Source organism: Mycobacterium sp. P4_H6 (genome assembly GCF_056400845.1).
Genome location: NZ_JBFUKN010000021.1, coordinates 31,379 through 50,204, shown reverse-complemented (window position 1 = coordinate 50,204; position 18,826 = coordinate 31,379). Strand labels below are relative to the sequence as shown.

The window sequence follows — 18,826 nt, the reverse complement described above, 5'->3', positions numbered from 1 at the left end:
TGGGTAGGGTTCCAGTCCATGACCACCGCGGCTTCGGTCCCGATGATCTCGCTACAGGGTGTGAACAAGCACTTCGGCGATCTGCACGTGCTCCGGGACATCGATCTCGATGTTCCGCGCGGTCAGGTCGTGGTGGTGCTGGGCCCGTCGGGTTCGGGCAAATCAACGTTGTGCCGCACCATCAATCGGCTCGAGCCGATCGATACCGGCACCATCTCCATCGACGGTGCGGTGCTGCCCGAGGAGGGCCGCAAACTCGCCGAGTTGCGCTCGGATGTCGGCATGGTGTTCCAGTCGTTCAACCTGTTCGCGCACAAGACAATTGTCGAGAACGTGATGCTGGCGCCGGTCAAGGTGCGAAAGCTGGCCAAGGACAAGGCCCGTACCGAGGCGATGGCCCTGCTGGACCGGGTCGGCATCTCCAATCAGGCCGACAAGTACCCGGCTCAGCTGTCCGGCGGGCAGCAGCAACGGGTCGCGATCGCCCGGTCACTGGCGATGAGCCCGAAGGTGATGCTGTTCGACGAGCCGACCAGCGCGCTCGATCCGGAGATGATCAACGAGGTGCTGGCGGTGATGACCTCGCTGGCCACCGACGGGATGACCATGCTGGTCGTCACCCACGAGATGGGTTTCGCGCGGCGCGCGTCACATCGGGTGGTGTTCATGTCCGACGGTGCGATCGTCGAGGACGCCGAGCCCGAGGAGTTCTTCAACAACCCCAAGTCCGACCGTGCCAAGGATTTCCTCGGCAAAATTCTCAACCACTGATCGTCCACCTCCGAAAGGACCATGACATGCCGTCTCTGCGTTTCCGGGTGGCTGCCGCCGCCGTTCTGGCCGCAGCGCTGCCGTTGACCCTCGCCGCGTGCGGCGGCGGTGAGGGCGACAGCAACAAGGTGACCATCGGCACCAAGATCGATCAGCCCGGTCTGGGTCTGAAGAACCCCGACGGCACCATGAGCGGGTTCGACGTCGACGTGGCGACCTATGTCGCCGAGCAGCTGGGCTACAAGCCCGAGGACATCGAGTGGAAGGAATCCCCGTCGGGGCAGCGCGAGACGCTGATCCAGAACGGGCAGGTGGACTTCATCGCCGCGACGTACTCGATCACCGACGCCCGCAAGGAGAAGGTGAGCTTCGCCGGGCCGTACCTGATCACCGGGCAGAGCCTGCTGGTGCGCGCCGACAACAGCGACATCACCGGTGCGGAGTCGCTGGAGAACAACAAGAAGCTGTGCTCGGTGACCGGTTCCACGCCGGCCCAGCGCATCAAGGACAAGTACCCGGGCGTGCAGTTGCAGCAGTACGACACCTACTCGGCCTGCGTGGAGGCGCTCAAGACCGGCGCGATCGACGCGGTGACCACCGATGAGGTCATCCTGGCCGGCTACGCCGCCCAGTCCCCCGGAACGTTCAAGATCGTCGGCGAACCGTTCTCCGAGGAGCGTTACGGCATCGGCCTGAAGAAGGACGACACCGAACTGCGTACCAAGATCAACGATGCCATCACCAAGATGATCGCCGACGGCGCGTGGAAAGAGGCCTTCGACAAGAACCTCGGCCCCGCAGGCATCACCGCGCCCACACCGCCGACCGTCGACAAGTAAACCGCGCGCGGTCACGTGGAGATCTTCACCGAGTACCAGGACCGGATCTACGCGGCGTTCTGGGTCACCATTCAGCTCACGGTGTACGCCGCCATCGGCGCGCTGGTGCTGGGCACCATCCTGGCCGGGATGCGACTGTCCCCGGTTCCGGTGATGCGTGGGCTGGGCACCAGCTACGTCAACGTGGTGCGCAACACGCCGTTGACCCTGATCCTGGTGTTCTGCTCRCTGGGTCTCGGTAACACGCTGCACATCACGCTGACCGACCCCAACTCGCCGACCTCGATCGTGGACAGCGGTTTCCGGCTCTCGGTGTTCGGATTGACCGTCTATACAGCGGCTTTCGTCTGTGAGGCGATCCGGTCCGGCGTCAACACGGTGCCGGTGGGTCAGGCCGAGGCGGCACGTTCGCTCGGCCTGACCTTCGCCCAGAACCTGCGGATCGTCATGTTGCCGCAGGCGTTTCGCGCGGTGATCATTCCGCTCGGTTCGGTGCTGATCGCGTTGACCAAGAACACCACCATCGCCTCGGCGATCGGGGTGGCCGAGGCGGCGTTGTTGATGAAGGAGATGGTGGAGAACACCTCGGCGCTGCTGGTGGTCGGTGGCATCTTCGCGATCGGGTTCGTCATCCTGACGCTGCCGATGGGGCTGCTGTTCGGCTGGCTGGGCAAGCGGCTGGCGGTGCTGAGGTGAAAGCTGCTGCCTCCGTCCTCTACGACGTACCCGGTCCCCGCGCCCGGGCCCGCAACCGGATCTTCACCGTCCTGACGGTGGTGCTCTTCGCCGCGGCGTTCGGCTGGGTGATCTGGAAGTTCGCCGCCGCGGATCAATTCACCGCGGCCAAATGGGAGCCCTTCCTCACCGGGGATCTGTGGATCACCTACGTGCTGCCCGGCATCAAGGGCACGCTGACCGCGGCGGCGGCGTCCATCGTGCTGGCGCTGGTGCTCGGCTGCCTGCTCGGTGTCGGCCGGCTGTCCCCGATATCGGCGGTGAGTTGGGCGTGTGCGACCTTCGTGGAGTTCTTCCGTGCGGTCCCGGTGCTCATCATGATGCTGTTCTCGTATGCACTGTTCGCGTTCTACGACATGTTCCCGTCGGAATACCTGGCGCTGGCCGGTGTCATCACCGGTCTGACCCTGTACAACTCGGCGGTGATCGCCGAGATCGTGCGCACCGGCGTGCACGCCCTACCGCGCGGACAGGCCGAGGCGGCCTCGGCGCTGGGCATGACCTGGCGCCAGACGATGGGTTCCATCCAGCTGCCGCAGGCCATCACCTCGATGCTTCCGGTACTGGTGTCCCAGATGGTGGTGGTGCTCAAGGACACCGCGATCGGGTACCAGATCACATTCCTGGAGATGGTCCGGCAGGGCCAGAGCATCGGATCGGCCTACGGCAACTACATTCCCGCGCTCATCGTCATCGCGGCGCTGATGATCGCGCTGAACTTCGCGCTGTCGTCGGCGGCCAACCGACTCGAGGCCCGGCTGCGCCGGTCCAAGAAGGGGCCGGAACCGTTGGCCGCCAGGCCCGTTGTTCAGGACGGTCCGGCGGTCTGRTTCCGGGCCAGCACCAGACCCGCACAGGCGATCGCCGACGCGCAGACCATCACGATGCCCAGCGGGCCCGCGGTCCGCTCGCCGGCCAGACTCACCAGCGGTGAGACGGCGGCGGCCAGCAGGAACTGGGTGGCGCCCAACGCGGCCGAGGCAGTGCCTGCCGCACCCGGGGCGGCCGACAGCGCCAGCGCGGTCGCGTTGCCGAAGATGAGGCCCATCCCGGCGACGGCGGTGAACAGCGGGAGCGCCAGCCAGCCGGCCGCGGCTCCCGACCAGGACAGCGCCAGCACGGCGATGCTGGACACCGTGATCACCGCCAAGCCGACGGCGGCCAGGACGTGCGGTTCACTGCGCGCGGACAACCGGGCGCTCAGCGCACTCATCAGCAGCAGACCGAACGCATTCACCCCGAACACCGCACCGTACTGGGCCGCGCTCAGCCCCATCATCGTCTGGTAGATGAACGGCGAGGCCGAGATGTAGGCCATCATCACGGCGAACGCGAAGCCGAAGGCGACGACGTTGCCGACGTATCGCCGACCGAGAAGCCGGCGCAGAGGCGAACCGGTGGTGGCCTTTTCGTCGCGCAACGCGGTGCGCCGCTCCTCGGTATGGGTTTCGCGGATCACCACCAGCGCGGCGATGAGCATCAGCACGACCAGCGCCAGGATGACGGCCAGCGCGCCGCGCCAGCCCAGCGGACCCACCAGGAAACCACCGGCCAGCGGCGCGGCGATCGGGGCCACGCCCCCCACGATCATCATCAGGCTGAACGCCCGGGCGGCGGCGCGACCGGTCGCCAGGTCGGAGATGATCGCGCGGCCGATCACCATGCCTGCCGCACCCGTGAGGCCCTGGGCCAGCCGGGCGGCGATGAGCACCTCGATGGTCGGCGCCAGCACCGCCACCACACTGGCGGCCACGCAGATGGCGGCGCCGATCAGCAGTGGCCGGACCCGCCCGTAGCGGTCGGACAGCGGGCCGAAGATCAACTGCCCCAGGGCAAGCCCGATGAGGAAGGTGGTCAGGGTCAGCTGCACATTCGTGGGCGAGGTGTGCAGGTCGGAGACCATCTCGGGAAAGGCGGGCAGGTACAGGTCGGTGGCGAAGGGAGCCACCGCGGACAGCAGCGCGAGGGTGACCAGCAGGCCGGCGGTGATGCGCGGCGCGCGCTCGGTACGCGCGGGGGTGTCGACGGACGTCGGCATTCAACATCTCCAAGTAGTTATCATTTGATAGTTATATATCTATAACTATCAGGTAGGGTGGCCGCATGCAAGCGCGATCGCGTCACACCGAGCAGCTCGCCGACCTGGCCGACGTCGTCATGGCGGTGTCCCGCGCCATCAAACTGCGTACCGCCGCAGACCCTTCGGTGCTCGACCTCTCGACCACCGAGGTGACGGTGCTGCGCTATATCGACCACCACCCCGGCGTCAGCCCCAGCGCGGTCGCCAGCGGAACCGGCCTGCAGCGCAGCAATCTGAGCCGGGCGTTGCGCGACCTGGAGGCCAAACACCTGGTGCGGCGGGCCGCCGACCCCTCCGACAACCGTCAATCACTGTTGCGGTCCACCGAGTCGGCCGCCGAGAACCTGAGGCACATCAGGGCGATCTGGTCCGGACTGCTCCGCGATGCGCTCGCGGACACCGGCGATCACGACATCACCGCCGCGCTCGAACTTCTCGGCACGCTGGAGCGCGGCCTGTACTAGTCGGGCCAGGCCCGCAACGACCGGTCGGCGATGGCGTGCAGTTCCTCGCGGGTGGCGCCGCTCCTGGCCTGCACGGCGATGCCCTGACAGGTGGCGGCGATCCAACGGGCCAGCGAAACGGGGTCCTCACCGGCGATCTCGCCCGCCGACTGCGCCGCGGCGAACCGCTCGGCGAGCACCGTTACCCCGGCATCGCGCAGTTCGGCCAGATCGGAACCCCCCTGCACCAGCAGACATCCCGACGGACGGTCCGGCGTCGAGGTGGCGTCGGCCGCCCCGTGCACCATCGCGTGGGCGACCTCGCGGGCCGTCGGTAGGCCGAGCGCGTCGGCGGCATAGCCGCCGTGGCCCGCCACGTAATGCTCGACCGCGCGCCGGAACAGGTCGTCCTTGGAACCGAAGGTGTCGTAGAGACTGCGCCGGTTGATCCCGGTGGCGTCGGTGAGGTCACTGATGGAGACGCCGTCGAAGCCGTGCTCCCAGAACAGCCGGGTGGCGGTGTCGAGCACCTGCTGCGGTTCGAATCCCCTGGGCCGACCGATCGCCATTGACCTCTCCTGTGTGATGCGGGCCACAGTGCGGAATGATCTTCCTGCCGTGACGCTTGACCTGTACACACTATGTAACCGATCGGTTCGAAAGAACCTTCCCAGCCTTCGGAGGACACCATGACCGACACCACCCACACTCCAGTACTGGCCGGCCGCCGGGCCCTGGTCACCGGAGCCTCCCGCGGTATCGGAGCCGAGATCGTGCGCCGGCTGGCCGCCGACGGCGCCGCCGTGGCGTTCACCTACAACTCGTCACCGGCACCCGCGGAAGCCCTGGCCGCCGAACTGACCGCCGCCGGCGCGAAGGTGGTGGCCATCCAGGCCGACAGCGCCGACGCGACGGCCACCGCGGCCGCCGTCGACACCACGGTCGCCGAACTGGGCGGTCTCGACATCCTGGTCAACAATGCGGGCGTGGCCTCCGGCGCGCTCATCGAGGACTTCGCACTCGAAGAGTTCGACCGGATCGTGAACATCAACGTGCGCGGCGTATTCGCCGCCACCAAGGCCGCGGTGCCGCACCTGGGCAAGGGCGGCCGCATCATCAACATCGGCAGCGTGAACGCCGACCGTGTTCCGGTGCCCGCCTTCTCGGTGTACGCGTTGTCCAAGGCGGCCGTCGCCGGCTTCACCCGAGGCCTGGCCCGTGAACTGGGCCCGCGCGGTATCACCGTGAACAACATTCAGCCGGGGCCGATCGCCACCGACATGAATCCCGCCGAAGGCCCACTGGCCGACCAGATGACTCCGCTGCTGGCGGTCGGCCACTACGGTCACACCAGCGACGTCGCCAGCGCCGTCGCGTTCCTGGCCTCACCGGATTCCGGCTACATCACCGGCATCGCGTTGAACGTCGACGGTGGCTTCCTGATCTGACAGCCCAGGGATGGCCTAGACCGAACGGCGTTCGCGCTCATGGACGAGTTGCGTGCTGACGACGTCGAAGGCCATCCCCTGGTTGTATCCGCGCCGGGCCAGCATGCCCACCAGCCGCCGGGTCACCTTCACCTCGTCATCGAGCTTCTCGCGGCGCAGCCTGGCGGCCACCAACTCCTCGGCCCGCACCCGCCACTCCCCGGCGTCCACGCTGTCGAGCGTTTCGGCGATGAGCTCGGGATCAACCCCCTTGGTCCGCAACTCAGAAGCCAACGCGCGCTTACCTTTTCCAGCATTGGCGCGACGGGTGTGCACCCATTGTTCGGCAAACGCCGCGTCATCGAGCAACCCGACCTCGACGAGCCGGTCGAGCACCCGGGCACTGACGTCGTCGGGGAAACCGCGCTTGGTCAGCTGGGCTTCCAGCTCGGCACGCGTGCGCGCCCGAACGGTGAGCAGGCGAAGGCACACGTCCCGCGCCTGCTCCTCCCGTTTGGGCTCAGCCGGCTTCTCAGAAGTCGACGGGGGCGGGCAGAATGTCATCTTCGGCAGTCAGCACGGCACCGATGCCGAGCTTCTCCTTGATCTTCTTCTCCACCTCGTTGCCCACATCGGGGTTCTCCAGCAAGAACTTCCGGGCATTCTCCTTGCCCTGGCCGAGCTGCTCGCCCTCGTAGGTGAACCACGAGCCGGACTTGCGGATGAAGCCGTGCTCGACGCCCATGTCGATGAGCGAGCCCTCGCGGCTGATGCCGTGGCCGTACAGGATGTCGAACTCGGCCTGCTTGAACGGCGGCGACACCTTGTTCTTGACGACCTTGACGCGGGTGCGGTTACCGACGGCGTCGGTTCCGTCCTTGAGGGTCTCGATCCGCCGGACGTCCAGACGCACGGAGGCGTAGAACTTCAGCGCCTTACCGCCCGTGGTGGTCTCGGGCGAGCCGAACATCACGCCGATCTTCTCGCGCAACTGGTTGATGAAGATCGCGGTGGTGTTCGAGTTGCTCAGCGCACCGGTCATCTTGCGCAGCGCCTGGCTCATCAGGCGGGCCTGCAGGCCGACGTGGCTGTCGCCCATCTCGCCCTCGATCTCGGCGCGGGGCACCAGCGCGGCCACCGAGTCGATGACGATGAGGTCGATGGCGCCGGACCGCACCAGCATGTCGGCGATCTCCAGTGCCTGCTCACCGGTGTCGGGCTGGCTGACCAGCAGCGCATCGGTATCCACACCGAGCTTCTTGGCGTAGTCCGGGTCCAGTGCGTGCTCGGCGTCGATGAACGCCGCGATGCCTCCGGCGGCCTGGGCGTTGGCCACCGCGTGCAGCGCGACGGTGGTCTTACCCGAGGATTCTGGGCCGTAGATCTCGACGACGCGGCCGCGCGGCAACCCACCGATGCCGAGCGCGACGTCGAGAGCGATGGAGCCGGTCGGGATGACCGCGATGGGCTGGCGCACCTCGTCGCCGAGTCGCATCACCGAACCCTTGCCGTAATTCTTTTCGATCTGGGCCATCGCCAGTTCGAGTGCTTTGTCGCGATCAGGAGCCTGTGGCGCCATGGGAGTACCTCTCCGGTAGTCGTGCGGTTGACCGGGGTTCCGGTCGGTTGGCTGTCAGGTTAGGACGAGCCACCGACAAGTAATTCTCGGTCGAACGCTCACCAGATTAGCGAACAGGTGTTCGAACGCAAGCAGACACGCCGTTGTGTCCCGGCAGGTGCGGGCATATCGTGGGGTCATCCGGCCCGAATCGGGGCAGACATGCACGAGATGGCAATCACCCAGAGCGTCGTCGACGCGGTGTGTGAACACGCCGCAGGCCGACGGGTGCTCAGTGTCAAGGTCGAGATCGGTGCGCTGTGCGCGGTGGTGCCCGACTCGATGCGGTTCTGTTTCGACCTGGCCACCGAAGGCACCGTCGCCGATGGCGCCCGCCTGGATCTCGCCATCCCACCCGGCGCAGCCCATTGCCGCGCCTGCGGCACGCACTTCGCGGTGGTCGATCCCATCCTGCTGTGCCGCTGCGGCAGCGCCGATGTCGAGGTACTGGCCGGACGCGAACTGAAGATCCTCTCGATGGAAGTGAGCTGATATGTGCGCTACCTGCGGCTGCGGCGAAGACACGGCCACCATCACGATGCCCGGTCACGGCCACCCCCATCCCCACGACCACCCGCACGACCATCCACATACCGAGACCGTCTCACTCGAACAGAAGGTGCTGGCGAAGAACGATCAGCTCGCCGGGCAGAACCGGGGCCGGCTTGCCGAACGCGGCATCGTGGCACTCAATGTGACCAGTTCGCCCGGTGCCGGCAAGACGACGCTCTTGGAGCGCACCATCCGTGAGCTGCTGACCACAGGCCGGGCGATCACCGTGATCGAAGGTGATCAGGAAACCCTGCTCGACGCCGAGCGCATTCGGGCCGCGGGCGCACGTGCGGTGCAGATCAACACCGGGGCGGGCTGCCATCTCGACGCGCAGATGGTCCATGATGCGCTGAATTCCCTGGAACCCGAGCCGAATTCGCTGCTGTTCATCGAGAATGTGGGCAATCTGGTCTGCCCGGCATTGTTCGACCTCGGCGAACGCACCATGGTGGTGGTCATATCGGTCACCGAAGGCGCGGACAAGCCGCTGAAGTATCCGCACATGTTCGCTGCTGCAGGTCTGGTCATCGTCAACAAGCTGGATCTACTGCCCCATGTGGACTTCGACCTGGATGTCTTTCAGCACGCGGTCCGCTCGGTGAACCCGGATGTGGATGTGCTGCTGCTGTCGGCGGCCACGGGTGCGGGTATGGCGTCCTGGTATGGGTGGATCGACTCGGCCCGGGACAGCTTGAGCGCACAGCTGCCAATGGGTCACCGGATCCATTGACAAGGCAAACCCCTCGGAGTAGACCGAATAACAGCGCCGCACAACGGGCCGGACGTCGACTCCTGCGGCGGAGGGGACCCAGCTCATCCCCTCAGAAGTTCGACGCAGGGACCCAGCCCGTCCCGGAAAGAACTGCGCCATGCCCACTTCGGCAGCAGTCAAAGCAGAAGAGACGCTGATTCACGTGCTCTGGATCAACGCCGGCCTGAGTTGCGACGGCGATTCCGTGGCGTTGACTGCCGCCACCCAACCCAGCATCGAGGAGATCGCGCTCGGCGCACTTCCCGGTCTGCCCAAGATCGCCGTGCACTGGCCCCTGATCGACTTCGAGTGCGGACCCAACGGCGGCGCCGACGACTTCCTCGAATGGTTCTTCCGCGCCGACCGGGGTGAACTGGAGCCGTTCGTGCTGGTCGTGGAGGGATCGATCCCCAACGAACAACTGCATGCCGACGGCTATTGGTGCGGGTTCGGCAACGACCCCGCAACCGGACAACCGATGACGACCAGCGAATGGCTGGATCGGTTGGCCCCCAAGGCGACCGCGGTGGTCGCCGTGGGCACCTGCGCGACCTACGGGGGTATCCATGCGATGGCCGGTAACCCCACCGGGGCAATGGGAGTACCCGACTACCTCGGCTGGGAGTGGAAGAGCAAGGCCGGTATCCCCATCGTCTGCGTCCCGGGCTGCCCGATCCAGCCGGACAACCTGTCGGAGACGCTGACCTATCTGCTGTACATGGCCACCGACCAGGCACCGATGATTCCACTCGACGAGGCACTGCGGCCCAAATGGTTGTTCGGCGCCACGGTGCACGAGGGCTGCGATCGGGCCGGATACTACGAACAGGGCGACTTCGCCCACGAATACGGTTCACCCAAATGCATTGTCAAACTTGGCTGTTGGGGACCGGTCGTGAAATGCAACGTGCCGAAGCGAGGCTGGATCAACGGTATCGGCGGCTGCCCGAACGTCGGCGGAATCTGCATCGGCTGCACCATGCCGGGGTTCCCGGACAAGTTCATGCCGTTCATGGACGAGCCCCCGGGCGGCAAGGTCTCCACCGCGGCGTCGGGCGTGTACGGGTCGGTCGTCCGCAGCCTGCGACATATCACCGAACACACCCTGGACCGGGAACCACGCTGGCGGCACCGGGGCACAACGCTCGAAACGGGAGCGACCCGCACCTGGTAGGTGCCGTCTAGGGAGCGAAGTCCATGACAACGACCATTCCGGAACCGTCACAGGTGAAGCGCGAACCCGGCCAGCTGGTGGAGATGGCCTGGGACCCGATCACCCGGATCGTCGGCAGCCTGGGCATCTACACCAAGATCGATTTCGAGAACCGTGAGGTGGTGGAATGCCACAGCACGTCGTCGATCTTCCGCGGCTACTCGATCTTCATGAAGGGCAAGGATCCGCGCGACGCCCACTTCATCACCAGCCGCATCTGCGGGATCTGCGGTGACAACCACGCCACCTGTTCGTGCTACTGCCAGAACATGGCCTACGGCGTGAAGCCGCCACATCTCGGTGAATGGATCGTCAACCTCGGCGAGGCGGCCGAATACATGTTCGACCACAACATCTTTCAGGAGAATCTGGTCGGGGTCGACTACTGCGAGAAGATGGTCGCCGAGACCAATCCGAGCGTACTGGCCAAGGCCGAGAACACGCGCGCGCCGAACTCGGATGCACACGGCTATCGGACCATCGCCGACATCATGCGCTCACTCAACCCGTTCACCGGAGAGTTCTACCGCGAGGCGCTGCAGGTCAGCCGCTGGACACGAGAGATGTTCTGCCTGATGGAAGGCCGCCACGTCCATCCGTCCACGCTGTACCCCGGCGGTGTCGGCACCGTCGCCACCATCCAGTTGATGACCGACTACATGACCCGGCTGATGCGCTATGTCGAGTTCATGAAGAAGGTCGTCCCCATGCACGACGACCTGTTCGACTTCTTCTATGAGGCACTACCCGGGTACGAGCAGGTCGGGCTACGCCGCACGCTGCTCGGCTGCTGGGGTTCCTTCCAGGACCCCGAGGTGTGCAACTTCGCCTACAAGGACATGGAGCGCTGGGGCGACGCGATGTTCGTGACCCCGGGTGTGGTGGTCGACGGCAAGCTGGTCACCCACTCGCTGGTGGACATCAATCTCGGAATCCGGATCCTCTTGGGCAGTYCGTATTACGACGACTGGACCGACCAGGAGACGTTCGTGCACAACGATCCGCTGGGTAACCCGGTGGACCGCCGGCACCCGTGGAACCAGCACACCAACCCGCACCCGCAGAAGCGGGACATGGAAGACAAGTACAGCTGGGTGATGTCACCGCGCTGGTTCGACGGCAAGGACCACCTCGCACTGGACACCGGAGGCGGTCCGCTGGCCAGGCTGTGGTCGACCGCGCTGGCCGGACTGGTCGACATCGGCTACGTCAAGTCGACCGGGCACAGCGTGCAGATCAACCTGCCCAAGACCATCCTCAAGGGACCGGTCGAGCTGGAATGGAAGATCCCCCGGCACGGCAGCAACACCATCGAACGCAACCGTGCCCGTACCTACTTCCAGGCCTACGCGGCCGCCGCCGCACTGCATTTCGCCGAGAAGGCCCTCGTCGAGATCCGCGCAGGCCGCACCAAGACCTGGGAGAAGTTCGACGTGCCCGATGAAGCCATCGGCTGCGGGTTCACCGAGGCCGTGCGCGGCGTGCTGAGCCATCACATGGTGATCCGCGACGGCAAGATCGCCAACTACCATCCGTATCCACCGACACCGTGGAACGCCAATCCCCGGGACAGCTACGGCACCCCGGGCCCCTACGAGGACGCGGTACAGGGTCAGCCCATCTTCGAGGAGAACGACCGGGAGCATTTCAAGGGCATCGACATCATGCGCACGGTGCGAAGCTTCGACCCGTGCCTGCCCTGCGGTGTGCACATGTACCTGGGCAACGGAAAATCCTTGGAGCGGTTGCACTCCCCCACCCAGTCCGCCACCGGGGACTAATCGATGGGTCCGCCTGGATTGTCACACCCCGAGGTAACCCAGGACGACGCGCATTGGCGCACGGCGGGCGACCGGATACAGACGTTGCTCGACGCCAGCGCGGCCGGCGGAACCACGGCACGCACCCGCGCGGAACAGTTGGTCGGTGAGGTGACCGACCTGTACGGTGTTGCACTGCAACATATCCTGACATTGACCACCGCCGCGCACCCCACGCTCACCGAGGATTTCGCCGCCGACGACCTGATCGCCAGCCTGCTGCTCGTGCATGGGCTGCATCCACATGACATGACCCGACGCGTCGAGGATGCCCTGGCCGGGGTCCGGCCTTATCTCGGCTCCCACGGTGGCGACGTCACCCTGCTCGGCATCGACGACGGTCCCGACGGTGCGACTGTCCGGTTACAGTTCGCGGGCAGCTGCAAAAGTTGCCCCTCCTCGGCGATCACACTGGAACTCACCGTCGAGGACGCCATCGGCGCGGCAGCCCCGGAAGTCACCCGAATCGACGTGGTGCCCGCCGACGCCGCACCGGCAGCCGGGGTGATCCCGGCGGAGTCACTGCTGAGCCGCATCCACCGCAACGGCCAGYCAGCGACCGTCTGGCATCCGGCGCCCGGGCTCGCCGACCTCATGCCGGGTGAGGTCGGTGGCTTCCGGATCGGCACCGCGAACCTGTTGGTCTGCCGGGTCGGTGACGAGTTGTTCGCCTACCGGGACCGATGCGGGCACTGTGGCGACTCGCTGGCGGGCGCCGCACTGCACCGCCGGTTGGGTTCCGCCGGCCCCGTGTTGCGCTGCCCCCTCTGCCATGCGCACTTCGACATCGTTCATGCCGGGGCAGGTATCGACACGGCAGTGCATCTCGAGCCGGTACCGCTGCTGGTACGCGACGGCGTGCTGTCCATCGCGGGTGTGCCATGACCGGCGCCTACGATGTGCTGGCGCGGATCCGCGCCAACCGCTCGGAGCCCGCCGCGGCCGGCGAACGCTGCGAGATGTGCTCGGAACAGATCGCCGACGAACATCAGCATGTGGTCAATCTCGAAGGCCGGCAACTGATGTGTGTGTGCCGCGGCTGCTACCTGTTGTTCACCGATGACCGGGCCACACTGCGCTACCGCGCGGTGCCGGACCGGTACCTCGCCTTCCCGGACTTCGCGCTCGGCCGGCGCGAATGGGACCTGTTGCAGATCCCGGTGGGGCTGGCGTTCTTCTTCTGCAACTCCGCTCTCGGCCGGACTGTGGCGTTCTATCCCGGTCCGGCCGGCGCCACGGAATCCGAACTGGACCTGACCTCCTGGGAGCAGATCCGCGCCGCGGACCCGCGGGTCGACCTGCTCTGCGACGACACCGAGGCGCTCATCATGCGGGTGCCGGACGAGCACGACGGACCGCCCGAGTGTTTCCTGGTGCCCGTCGACGCCTGCTATGAGTTCGTCGGCCGATTACGGCTGCTGTGGCACGGATTCGACGGTGGCCAGCAGGTGCGCCGATTTCTCGACGAGTTCTTCGACCGCATCGGCACCCGCAGCAAGGTGGTCGTGCCGTGAGTGACGTGACGTTCGCGGTGCTCGCGGTGGCTCCCGAGCCCTACGCGGTCACACCGCTGCTGATGGCAYGGCTCGGGATCGCGGCCATCGGTGACGAGCCGGTGCACGCCATCGCGCTGCGCTGCCAGGTGCGTATCGAACCGCTGCGCCGCGGCTATACCGACGACGAGGCGGCCGCCCTGCTGGACCTGTTCGGCAGCAGGGAGCGGTGGAGCACGACCCAGCACACCTTCCTGTGGCAGCACACCAGCGCCATGGTGCCCGGATTCGTGGGCGCCACGCAGGTGGAGCTGCCGCTGGTCTGCACCTACGATTTCGAGGTCACAGCGGCCAAGTATCTCCACGCCCTGCGGGACGGCAGCATCCCACTGCAGTTCCTGTTCAGCGGGACGGTCTTCACGAAGGGCCGCAACAATTTCGCCGTCCAGCAGATCCCGTGGGACCGCGAGGACCGCTACGACATGCCCGTCTCGGTATGGCGTCACCTCATCGAGCTTCACTTCCCGAACACCGGCTGGGTGCGGCTGAACCATGACACCGTCGATGCCCTCGTCGCCTACAAGTCCGCGCACGGCATGCTGGGATTGGACGACGCGGTGACCGCGCTGCTGGACCCCGCCGAGGACTACCGATGAACGCCGTCAGCGACCGGGTCAGGGCCATCGCCGACGCGGTGCTCTACGAGGGTTACCTGCTCTACCCCTATCGGGCGACATCGGGAAAGAACCAGTCCCGCTGGCAGTTCGGGGTGGTTGGCCCGCCGCAGGCCGCAGACCGCGGCGTCGGCGAGGACGACACGCTCGCCACCGAGCTGCTGATGCGGCCCGCGCCTGATGCGTTGTTCAGCATCGTGGTGCGGTTCCTGCAGTTGCAGCACCGTGCGGTCCAGCGTGAGGTGGACGGCGGGTTCACGCCGGTCGGTGAGCTGACCGTGGCCGACCGGACCTGGCTCACCTGGGACGAGGCGGTCGAGTGCGAGGTGTCGTCGGGACCGTTCGACGCACTCGCCGCCACCCAGACGGTTCCGCTCGTCGTGGCCGGCGGCCGTGACACCGAGCGGGTTCCCGGCGGCCGGTTGGTCCGGACCCGCGAGGAGTTGCGCGCCGAACTGACGGTGCGGACCGAACCGGCGGACGGCCTGCGGCGAATCATGCTGTCCGTCCGCAATGTCGGCGCGCCACCGGCCAACAAGCAACACGCCATCGCCACCTCCCTGATCGGCACCCACCTGATCGCACGGGTCCATGGCGGTGAGTTCGTCTCGCTACTGGAGCCGCCGGCCTGGGCCACCGATGCGGTGGGCCGCTGCCGGCAACACCGCTGCTTCCCGGTGCTGGCCGGTCCGCCCGGCGATACGTCCGTCGTGCTGGTGTCGCCGATCATCCTCTACGACCACCCCGAGATCGCCGAACAGAGCCACGGGGCCCTCTTCGACTCGACCGAGATCGACGAGATCCTGACACTGCGGGTGATGACCATGACCGACGACGAGAAGGCCCAGGCCCGAGCCACCGATCCGCTGGCTGCACAGCTCATCGACCGATGCGACGCGATGTCACCGGAGGCCCTGCTGAACCTGCACGGCGTGCTCCGTGACCCGCATGCCGAAACCCCGGGTCTGATACCGGAGGTCCCCGACGGAGTGGATTGGTGGGATCCCCTGGCGGACAGTGCCGTCGACCCCGGCAACGACGCGGTACTGGTGAACGGGGTGCGGCTGAGCCGCGACAGCCGGGTCCGGCTGCGGCCGTCGCGGCGCGCCGACGCACAGGACATCTTCTTCGCCGACCGGATCGCGCGCGTCACCTCGGTGCACGAGACCGTGGACGGTGACCGGCAGATCGGAGTCGTGCTCGAGGACGACCCGGCCGCCGACCTGCACGACTGGTACGGCCGCTATCTGTACTTCGCACCCGACGAAGTCGAACCGCTGATCGAAGGGAACCCGAAATGGAAGTAGTGGGATGGGTGGCCGTGGCGGCCGCCGCGGTGGTGGTGATTGCCGGAGCAGTGCTCGGACTTCGTTCGATCCCGGATGCACGACGCTATGTGCGCATACGGCGGATGTGACGGAGGCGCCGTCACGCCACAGATTCTGGTGGCCGGGATCGGCAACATCTTTCTCGGTGACGACGGGTTCGGGTCCGCGGTGCTGCGCCATGTCCRCTGCGACCACGAGGGTGTGCGTCCGGTCGACTATGGCATCCGGGGTATGCACCTGGCCTATGACCTGCTCGACGGATGGGACGCGGTGGTCCTTGTCGACGCACTACCCAATCGCGGCGCACCGGGGACCGTGCATGTCTTCGAGGCCGATCACGAATCACTGTCGGCAGCCGCGGGTCTGGATGCACATGCGATGGATCCCGCCACGGTGTTCGCCAGCCTCACTGCGCTCGGCGGCACCGCACCGCGCACGGTGGTCGTCGGTTGCGAGGCCGGCAGCACCGATGACGGTATCGGTCTGTCCCCACCGGTGGCCGCCGCCGTTGCGACCGCGGTCGATGCCGTCGAACGCGTCATCGCCGAGTTGGTGGGCTGAACGATGTGTCTGGGGATACCGGGTCGGGTCATCGGGATGCTCGACGGCTACGGCGATCAGCTTGCACTCGTCGACGTGGCCGGTGAGGCGCGCAAGGTGAACATCGGCATGCTGCCCGGKGAAACCTTCGGTCCCGGCGACTGGGTGATCATCCACATGGGCTTCGTGCTCGAGAAGACCGACGCGGCAGGGGCTGCCGCGGCGCTGCACGGCCTGAAACTGATGGGCAGCGGCGAATGACCCGCCGGCGGCTGCGTGTCTGCGTGCACGGCGTGGTCCAAGGCGTCGGATTCCGGCCGTTCGTCTACACCACCGCGGCCACACTGGGCCTGGCCGGATCGGTGTGCAACGACAGTGCCGGGGCGGTCATCGATGTGGAAGGCGACGCCGACGCCATCGGGGAGTTCCTGGACCGGCTGCGGGACCGACCGCCGCCGCTGGCCGTCGTCGAAACGCTTCAGACGCAGGATCTTCCGCTGCGCGGGGGTACTGGTTTCGCGATCGCGGACACGTCCCGATCCGACGGGGGCCGCACCCTGGTGTCCCCCGATGTGGCGATGTGCACCGACTGCGCCGCCGAACAACGGGATCCCGCCGACCGGCGGTACCGGCATGCCTTCGTCAACTGCACCAACTGCGGCCCGCGATTCACCATCATCGCGTCGCTGCCCTACGACCGCGCAGCGACCACCATGGCCGCGTTCCCGATGTGTGCCGAATGCGCGCGAGAGTACGCCGACCCCGGCGACCGTCGTTTTCATGCCCAGCCGGTCTGCTGCCCAGGCTGCGGACCGACGCTGAGCTTTCACGACGGTGACGGTCATCGCGCAGACGGTGAGGTGGGTCTGCGGGAGGCGCGAAAGCTGTTGCGTCGCGGCGGGATCCTCGCCGTCAAGGGTATCGGCGGCTATCACCTCGCCTGCGACGCGGCCAACGGCTCGGCGGTGGGCGAACTGCGTACCCGAAAACGCCGCGGTGACAAACCGTTCGCGGTGATGGTCGCCGATCTGGCGGCCGGGCGCACGATCGTCGACGTAAACACTGCATCCGAACGGATACTGACCGGTCCGCAACGCCCGATAGTGCTGCTGCCGCGCCGGCCCGCAGCCGCGGTCGCCGACAACGTGGCGCCATATCTCCCCGACCTCGGCGTGATGCTGGCGTACACACCGCTGCATACACTGTTGTTCGGGCTGCCTGATGACGAGCCGGGACCCGCCGTGCTGGTGATGACATCGGGAAACCTGGGCGGTGAGCCGATCTGTTTCACCRATGACGATGCCGTGAACCGGCTCGCGCCGCTCGCCGACGGCTGGCTGGCGCACGACCGGTCGATCCTGGTGCCCTGCGACGACTCGGTGGTCCGGGTGCTGGGAGAACTCCAGATACCGTTGCGCCGCTCCCGCGGTTACGCCCCACTCCCGGTGGCACTGCCGGTCTCGGTTCCACCGACCCTGGCGGTGGGGGCCGATCTGAAGAACACATTGGCCGTCGCCGAGGGAAGATATGCCTGGTTGAGTCAGCACATCGGCGACATGGACGATCTGGCGACGCTGAACGCATTCGATGCGGCGCAACGCCATCTGCGGGCGCTGACCGGCGTCACTCCCGAAGTCATGGTGGCCGATGCGCATCCCGGCTACCGGTCGACCGCGTGGGCGCGCCGCCACGCCGCGGGACGGCCGGTGCGGACCGTTCAGCACCACCATGCCCACATCGCGGCGGTGATGGCCGAGCACGGCCTGGACGGTACCGCGCAGGTACTCGGATTCGCCTTCGACGGAACCGGTTACGGCCCAGACGGCGCCATCTGGGGCGGCGAGGTGCTCCTCGCCGATTACAAGGGCTACCGACGGGTGGCCCAGCTGCGATACGTGCCACTGGCCGGCGGTGATGTCAGCGTGCTGCGCCCTTACCGGATGGCCATGACGCACCTGTGGGCTGCAGGTCTGCCCTGGGACCCCGACCTGGCCCCGGTGCGGGCCTGCCCGCATGACGAACGCGACGTGCTCGCTCACCAGGTGCAGACCGGACTCGGATGCGTTCAGACCTCCAGCATGGGCCGGCTGTTCGATGCGGTGTCCGCCCTGGTCGGGCTGCGCCAGGTGGTGGACTACGAGGCCCAGGCCGCGATCGAACTCGAGGGAATCTCTCGCGGTATCGACTGCAACACAACCAGTTATCGCTTCTCGATCACGGCAGGCCACCCTGTCGTCATCGATCCGGCCCCGGTGCTGGCCGCCGTCGTCGCCGACACCCGGGCCGGTGTCCCCGCCGGCATGATCGGCGCACGGTTCCACCGGTCGGTCGCCGACCTGATCGTGGATCTGGCGCTGCGCACACCAGGCGACTCACCCACCATCGCGCTCTCCGGAGGTGTGTTCCAGAACGCGCTCCTGCTGGGGCTCACCCTGGATGCATTGGCCGCGAAAGGTTTCGACACCATCACGCATCGCCACGTGCCGCCGAACGATGGCGGTATCGCCCTCGGTCAGCTGCTGGTGGGGAACTCGATTTGAGA

General features: G+C 66.7%; 21 protein-coding genes and 1 pseudogene. 18 read left to right on the top strand and 4 right to left on the bottom strand.

The features are described 5' to 3' along the window. Window positions 1-42 precede the first annotated feature (42 nt). The 4 genes and pseudogenes from AC1DTF_RS11395 to AC1DTF_RS11380 form a co-directional block, all read left to right on the top strand. Window positions 43-771 (top strand): amino acid ABC transporter ATP-binding protein, encoded by a 729-nt coding sequence (locus AC1DTF_RS11395; protein WP_057168996.1) that lies wholly within the window; start codon window positions 43-45, stop codon window positions 769-771. Window positions 772-797: 26 nt separating this feature from the next. Next, a complete protein-coding gene (locus tag AC1DTF_RS11390) occupies window positions 798-1,610 on the top strand; it encodes a glutamate ABC transporter substrate-binding protein (RefSeq protein ID WP_477474135.1) in 813 nt (270 codons plus the stop codon). Between the two features lie 15 nt (window positions 1,611-1,625). Then, entirely contained in the window at window positions 1,626-2,306 is a 681-nt protein-coding gene (locus AC1DTF_RS11385) for an amino acid ABC transporter permease (protein ID WP_477474134.1), read from the top strand. Further along, window positions 2,303-3,163: pseudogene (locus tag AC1DTF_RS11380) on the top strand (amino acid ABC transporter permease); the annotation flags it as partial. The gene AC1DTF_RS11385 and the pseudogene AC1DTF_RS11380, both read left to right, overlap by 4 nt. Here AC1DTF_RS11380 and AC1DTF_RS11375 read toward each other — a convergent pair. Next, window positions 3,154-4,383, bottom strand: coding sequence for a multidrug effflux MFS transporter (locus tag AC1DTF_RS11375; RefSeq protein ID WP_477474133.1), 1,230 nt, complete (start codon window positions 4,381-4,383; stop codon window positions 3,154-3,156). The pseudogene AC1DTF_RS11380 and the gene AC1DTF_RS11375 sit on opposite strands and share 10 nt — an antisense overlap. Window positions 4,384-4,448: 65 nt before the next feature. Here AC1DTF_RS11375 and AC1DTF_RS11370 point away from each other — a divergent pair, with 65 nt between their 5' ends. Then, window positions 4,449-4,889, top strand: coding sequence for a MarR family winged helix-turn-helix transcriptional regulator (locus AC1DTF_RS11370; protein ID WP_477474132.1), 441 nt, complete (start codon window positions 4,449-4,451; stop codon window positions 4,887-4,889). Here AC1DTF_RS11370 and AC1DTF_RS11365 read toward each other — a convergent pair. Continuing rightward, window positions 4,886-5,437, bottom strand: coding sequence for a TetR/AcrR family transcriptional regulator (locus tag AC1DTF_RS11365; protein ID WP_477474131.1), 552 nt, complete (start codon window positions 5,435-5,437; stop codon window positions 4,886-4,888). The two genes, AC1DTF_RS11370 and AC1DTF_RS11365, sit on opposite strands and share 4 nt — an antisense overlap. A 120-nt stretch (window positions 5,438-5,557) precedes the next feature. Here AC1DTF_RS11365 and AC1DTF_RS11360 point away from each other — a divergent pair, with 120 nt between their 5' ends. Next, window positions 5,558-6,316, top strand: a complete 759-nt coding sequence (locus AC1DTF_RS11360; RefSeq protein WP_057168768.1) for an SDR family oxidoreductase — start codon at window positions 5,558-5,560, stop codon at window positions 6,314-6,316. A 15-nt stretch (window positions 6,317-6,331) separates the two neighbouring features. Here AC1DTF_RS11360 and recX read toward each other — a convergent pair whose 3' ends face one another. Beyond that, window positions 6,332-6,859 (bottom strand): recombination regulator RecX, encoded by a 528-nt coding sequence (recX, locus tag AC1DTF_RS11355; protein WP_477474130.1) that lies wholly within the window; start codon window positions 6,857-6,859, stop codon window positions 6,332-6,334. Then, entirely contained in the window at window positions 6,828-7,874 is a 1,047-nt protein-coding gene (gene recA / locus AC1DTF_RS11350) for a recombinase RecA (protein ID WP_057168766.1), read from the bottom strand. The genes recX and recA overlap by 32 nt, the downstream gene beginning before the upstream one ends. Window positions 7,875-8,075: 201 nt before the next feature. Here recA and AC1DTF_RS11345 point away from each other — a divergent pair, with 201 nt between their 5' ends. From AC1DTF_RS11345 to hypF, 12 genes are all read left to right on the top strand, one after another. Then, on the top strand, window positions 8,076-8,405 hold the full coding sequence (locus tag AC1DTF_RS11345; protein ID WP_057168765.1) for a hydrogenase maturation nickel metallochaperone HypA/HybF: 330 nt from the start codon (window positions 8,076-8,078) through the stop codon (window positions 8,403-8,405). Window position 8,406: 1 nt separating this feature from the next. Continuing rightward, a complete protein-coding gene (gene hypB, locus AC1DTF_RS11340; protein WP_057168764.1) occupies window positions 8,407-9,195 on the top strand; it encodes a hydrogenase nickel incorporation protein HypB in 789 nt (262 codons plus the stop codon). 139 nt (window positions 9,196-9,334) lie between these two features. Next, window positions 9,335-10,390 (top strand): NADH-quinone oxidoreductase subunit B family protein, encoded by a 1,056-nt coding sequence (locus AC1DTF_RS11335; RefSeq protein WP_057168763.1) that lies wholly within the window; start codon window positions 9,335-9,337, stop codon window positions 10,388-10,390. Between the two features lie 23 nt (window positions 10,391-10,413). Continuing rightward, window positions 10,414-12,210, top strand: coding sequence for a nickel-dependent hydrogenase large subunit (locus AC1DTF_RS11330; protein WP_477474129.1), 1,797 nt, complete (start codon window positions 10,414-10,416; stop codon window positions 12,208-12,210). A gap of 3 nt (window positions 12,211-12,213) precedes the next feature. Further along, window positions 12,214-13,134, top strand: coding sequence for a NifU family protein (locus tag AC1DTF_RS11325; RefSeq protein ID WP_477474128.1), 921 nt, complete (start codon window positions 12,214-12,216; stop codon window positions 13,132-13,134). Then, window positions 13,131-13,763: a DUF5947 family protein gene (locus AC1DTF_RS11320; protein ID WP_057168760.1), complete on the top strand. Its 633-nt coding sequence runs from the start codon at window positions 13,131-13,133 to the stop codon at window positions 13,761-13,763. Before AC1DTF_RS11325 ends, AC1DTF_RS11320 begins: the two co-directional genes overlap by 4 nt. After that, a complete protein-coding gene (locus AC1DTF_RS11315; RefSeq protein WP_477474127.1) occupies window positions 13,760-14,398 on the top strand; it encodes a DUF6084 family protein in 639 nt (212 codons plus the stop codon). The genes AC1DTF_RS11320 and AC1DTF_RS11315 overlap by 4 nt, the downstream gene beginning before the upstream one ends. After that, window positions 14,395-15,723: a hypothetical protein gene (locus AC1DTF_RS11310; RefSeq protein ID WP_477474126.1), complete on the top strand. Its 1,329-nt coding sequence runs from the start codon at window positions 14,395-14,397 to the stop codon at window positions 15,721-15,723. The genes AC1DTF_RS11315 and AC1DTF_RS11310 overlap by 4 nt, the downstream gene beginning before the upstream one ends. Further along, entirely contained in the window at window positions 15,714-15,833 is a 120-nt protein-coding gene (locus tag AC1DTF_RS11305) for a DUF6893 family small protein (protein ID WP_442928739.1), read from the top strand. Before AC1DTF_RS11310 ends, AC1DTF_RS11305 begins: the two co-directional genes overlap by 10 nt. Then, window positions 15,811-16,305, top strand: a complete 495-nt coding sequence (locus tag AC1DTF_RS11300) for a hydrogenase maturation protease (protein ID WP_477474125.1) — start codon at window positions 15,811-15,813, stop codon at window positions 16,303-16,305. The genes AC1DTF_RS11305 and AC1DTF_RS11300 overlap by 23 nt, the downstream gene beginning before the upstream one ends. A gap of 3 nt (window positions 16,306-16,308) precedes the next feature. Further along, window positions 16,309-16,545 (top strand): HypC/HybG/HupF family hydrogenase formation chaperone, encoded by a 237-nt coding sequence (locus AC1DTF_RS11295; protein ID WP_057168756.1) that lies wholly within the window; start codon window positions 16,309-16,311, stop codon window positions 16,543-16,545. Continuing rightward, window positions 16,542-18,824 (top strand): carbamoyltransferase HypF, encoded by a 2,283-nt coding sequence (hypF, locus tag AC1DTF_RS11290; RefSeq protein WP_477474124.1) that lies wholly within the window; start codon window positions 16,542-16,544, stop codon window positions 18,822-18,824. Before AC1DTF_RS11295 ends, hypF begins: the two co-directional genes overlap by 4 nt. Window positions 18,825-18,826 lie beyond the last annotated feature (2 nt).

What these genes read in the sequence shown, in the direction of transcription:
- recX (WP_477474130.1), bottom strand. Translation starts at nt 6,859, where the DNA reads ATGACATTCTGCCCGCCCCCGTCGACTTCTGAGAAGCCGGCTGAGCCC.
- AC1DTF_RS11395 (WP_057168996.1), top strand. Translation starts at nt 43, where the DNA reads ATGATCTCGCTACAGGGTGTGAACAAGCACTTCGGCGATCTGCACGTG.
- AC1DTF_RS11360 (WP_057168768.1), top strand. Translation starts at nt 5,558, where the DNA reads ATGACCGACACCACCCACACTCCAGTACTGGCCGGCCGCCGGGCCCTG.
- AC1DTF_RS11310 (WP_477474126.1), top strand. Translation starts at nt 14,395, where the DNA reads ATGAACGCCGTCAGCGACCGGGTCAGGGCCATCGCCGACGCGGTGCTC.
- AC1DTF_RS11390 (WP_477474135.1), top strand. Translation starts at nt 798, where the DNA reads ATGCCGTCTCTGCGTTTCCGGGTGGCTGCCGCCGCCGTTCTGGCCGCA.
- AC1DTF_RS11305 (WP_442928739.1), top strand. Translation starts at nt 15,714, where the DNA reads ATGGAAGTAGTGGGATGGGTGGCCGTGGCGGCCGCCGCGGTGGTGGTG.
- hypB (WP_057168764.1), top strand. Translation starts at nt 8,407, where the DNA reads ATGTGCGCTACCTGCGGCTGCGGCGAAGACACGGCCACCATCACGATG.
- recA (WP_057168766.1), bottom strand. Translation starts at nt 7,874, where the DNA reads ATGGCGCCACAGGCTCCTGATCGCGACAAAGCACTCGAACTGGCGATG.
- AC1DTF_RS11345 (WP_057168765.1), top strand. Translation starts at nt 8,076, where the DNA reads ATGCACGAGATGGCAATCACCCAGAGCGTCGTCGACGCGGTGTGTGAA.
- AC1DTF_RS11320 (WP_057168760.1), top strand. Translation starts at nt 13,131, where the DNA reads ATGACCGGCGCCTACGATGTGCTGGCGCGGATCCGCGCCAACCGCTCG.
- AC1DTF_RS11370 (WP_477474132.1), top strand. Translation starts at nt 4,449, where the DNA reads ATGCAAGCGCGATCGCGTCACACCGAGCAGCTCGCCGACCTGGCCGAC.
- AC1DTF_RS11365 (WP_477474131.1), bottom strand. Translation starts at nt 5,437, where the DNA reads ATGGCGATCGGTCGGCCCAGGGGATTCGAACCGCAGCAGGTGCTCGAC.
- AC1DTF_RS11335 (WP_057168763.1), top strand. Translation starts at nt 9,335, where the DNA reads ATGCCCACTTCGGCAGCAGTCAAAGCAGAAGAGACGCTGATTCACGTG.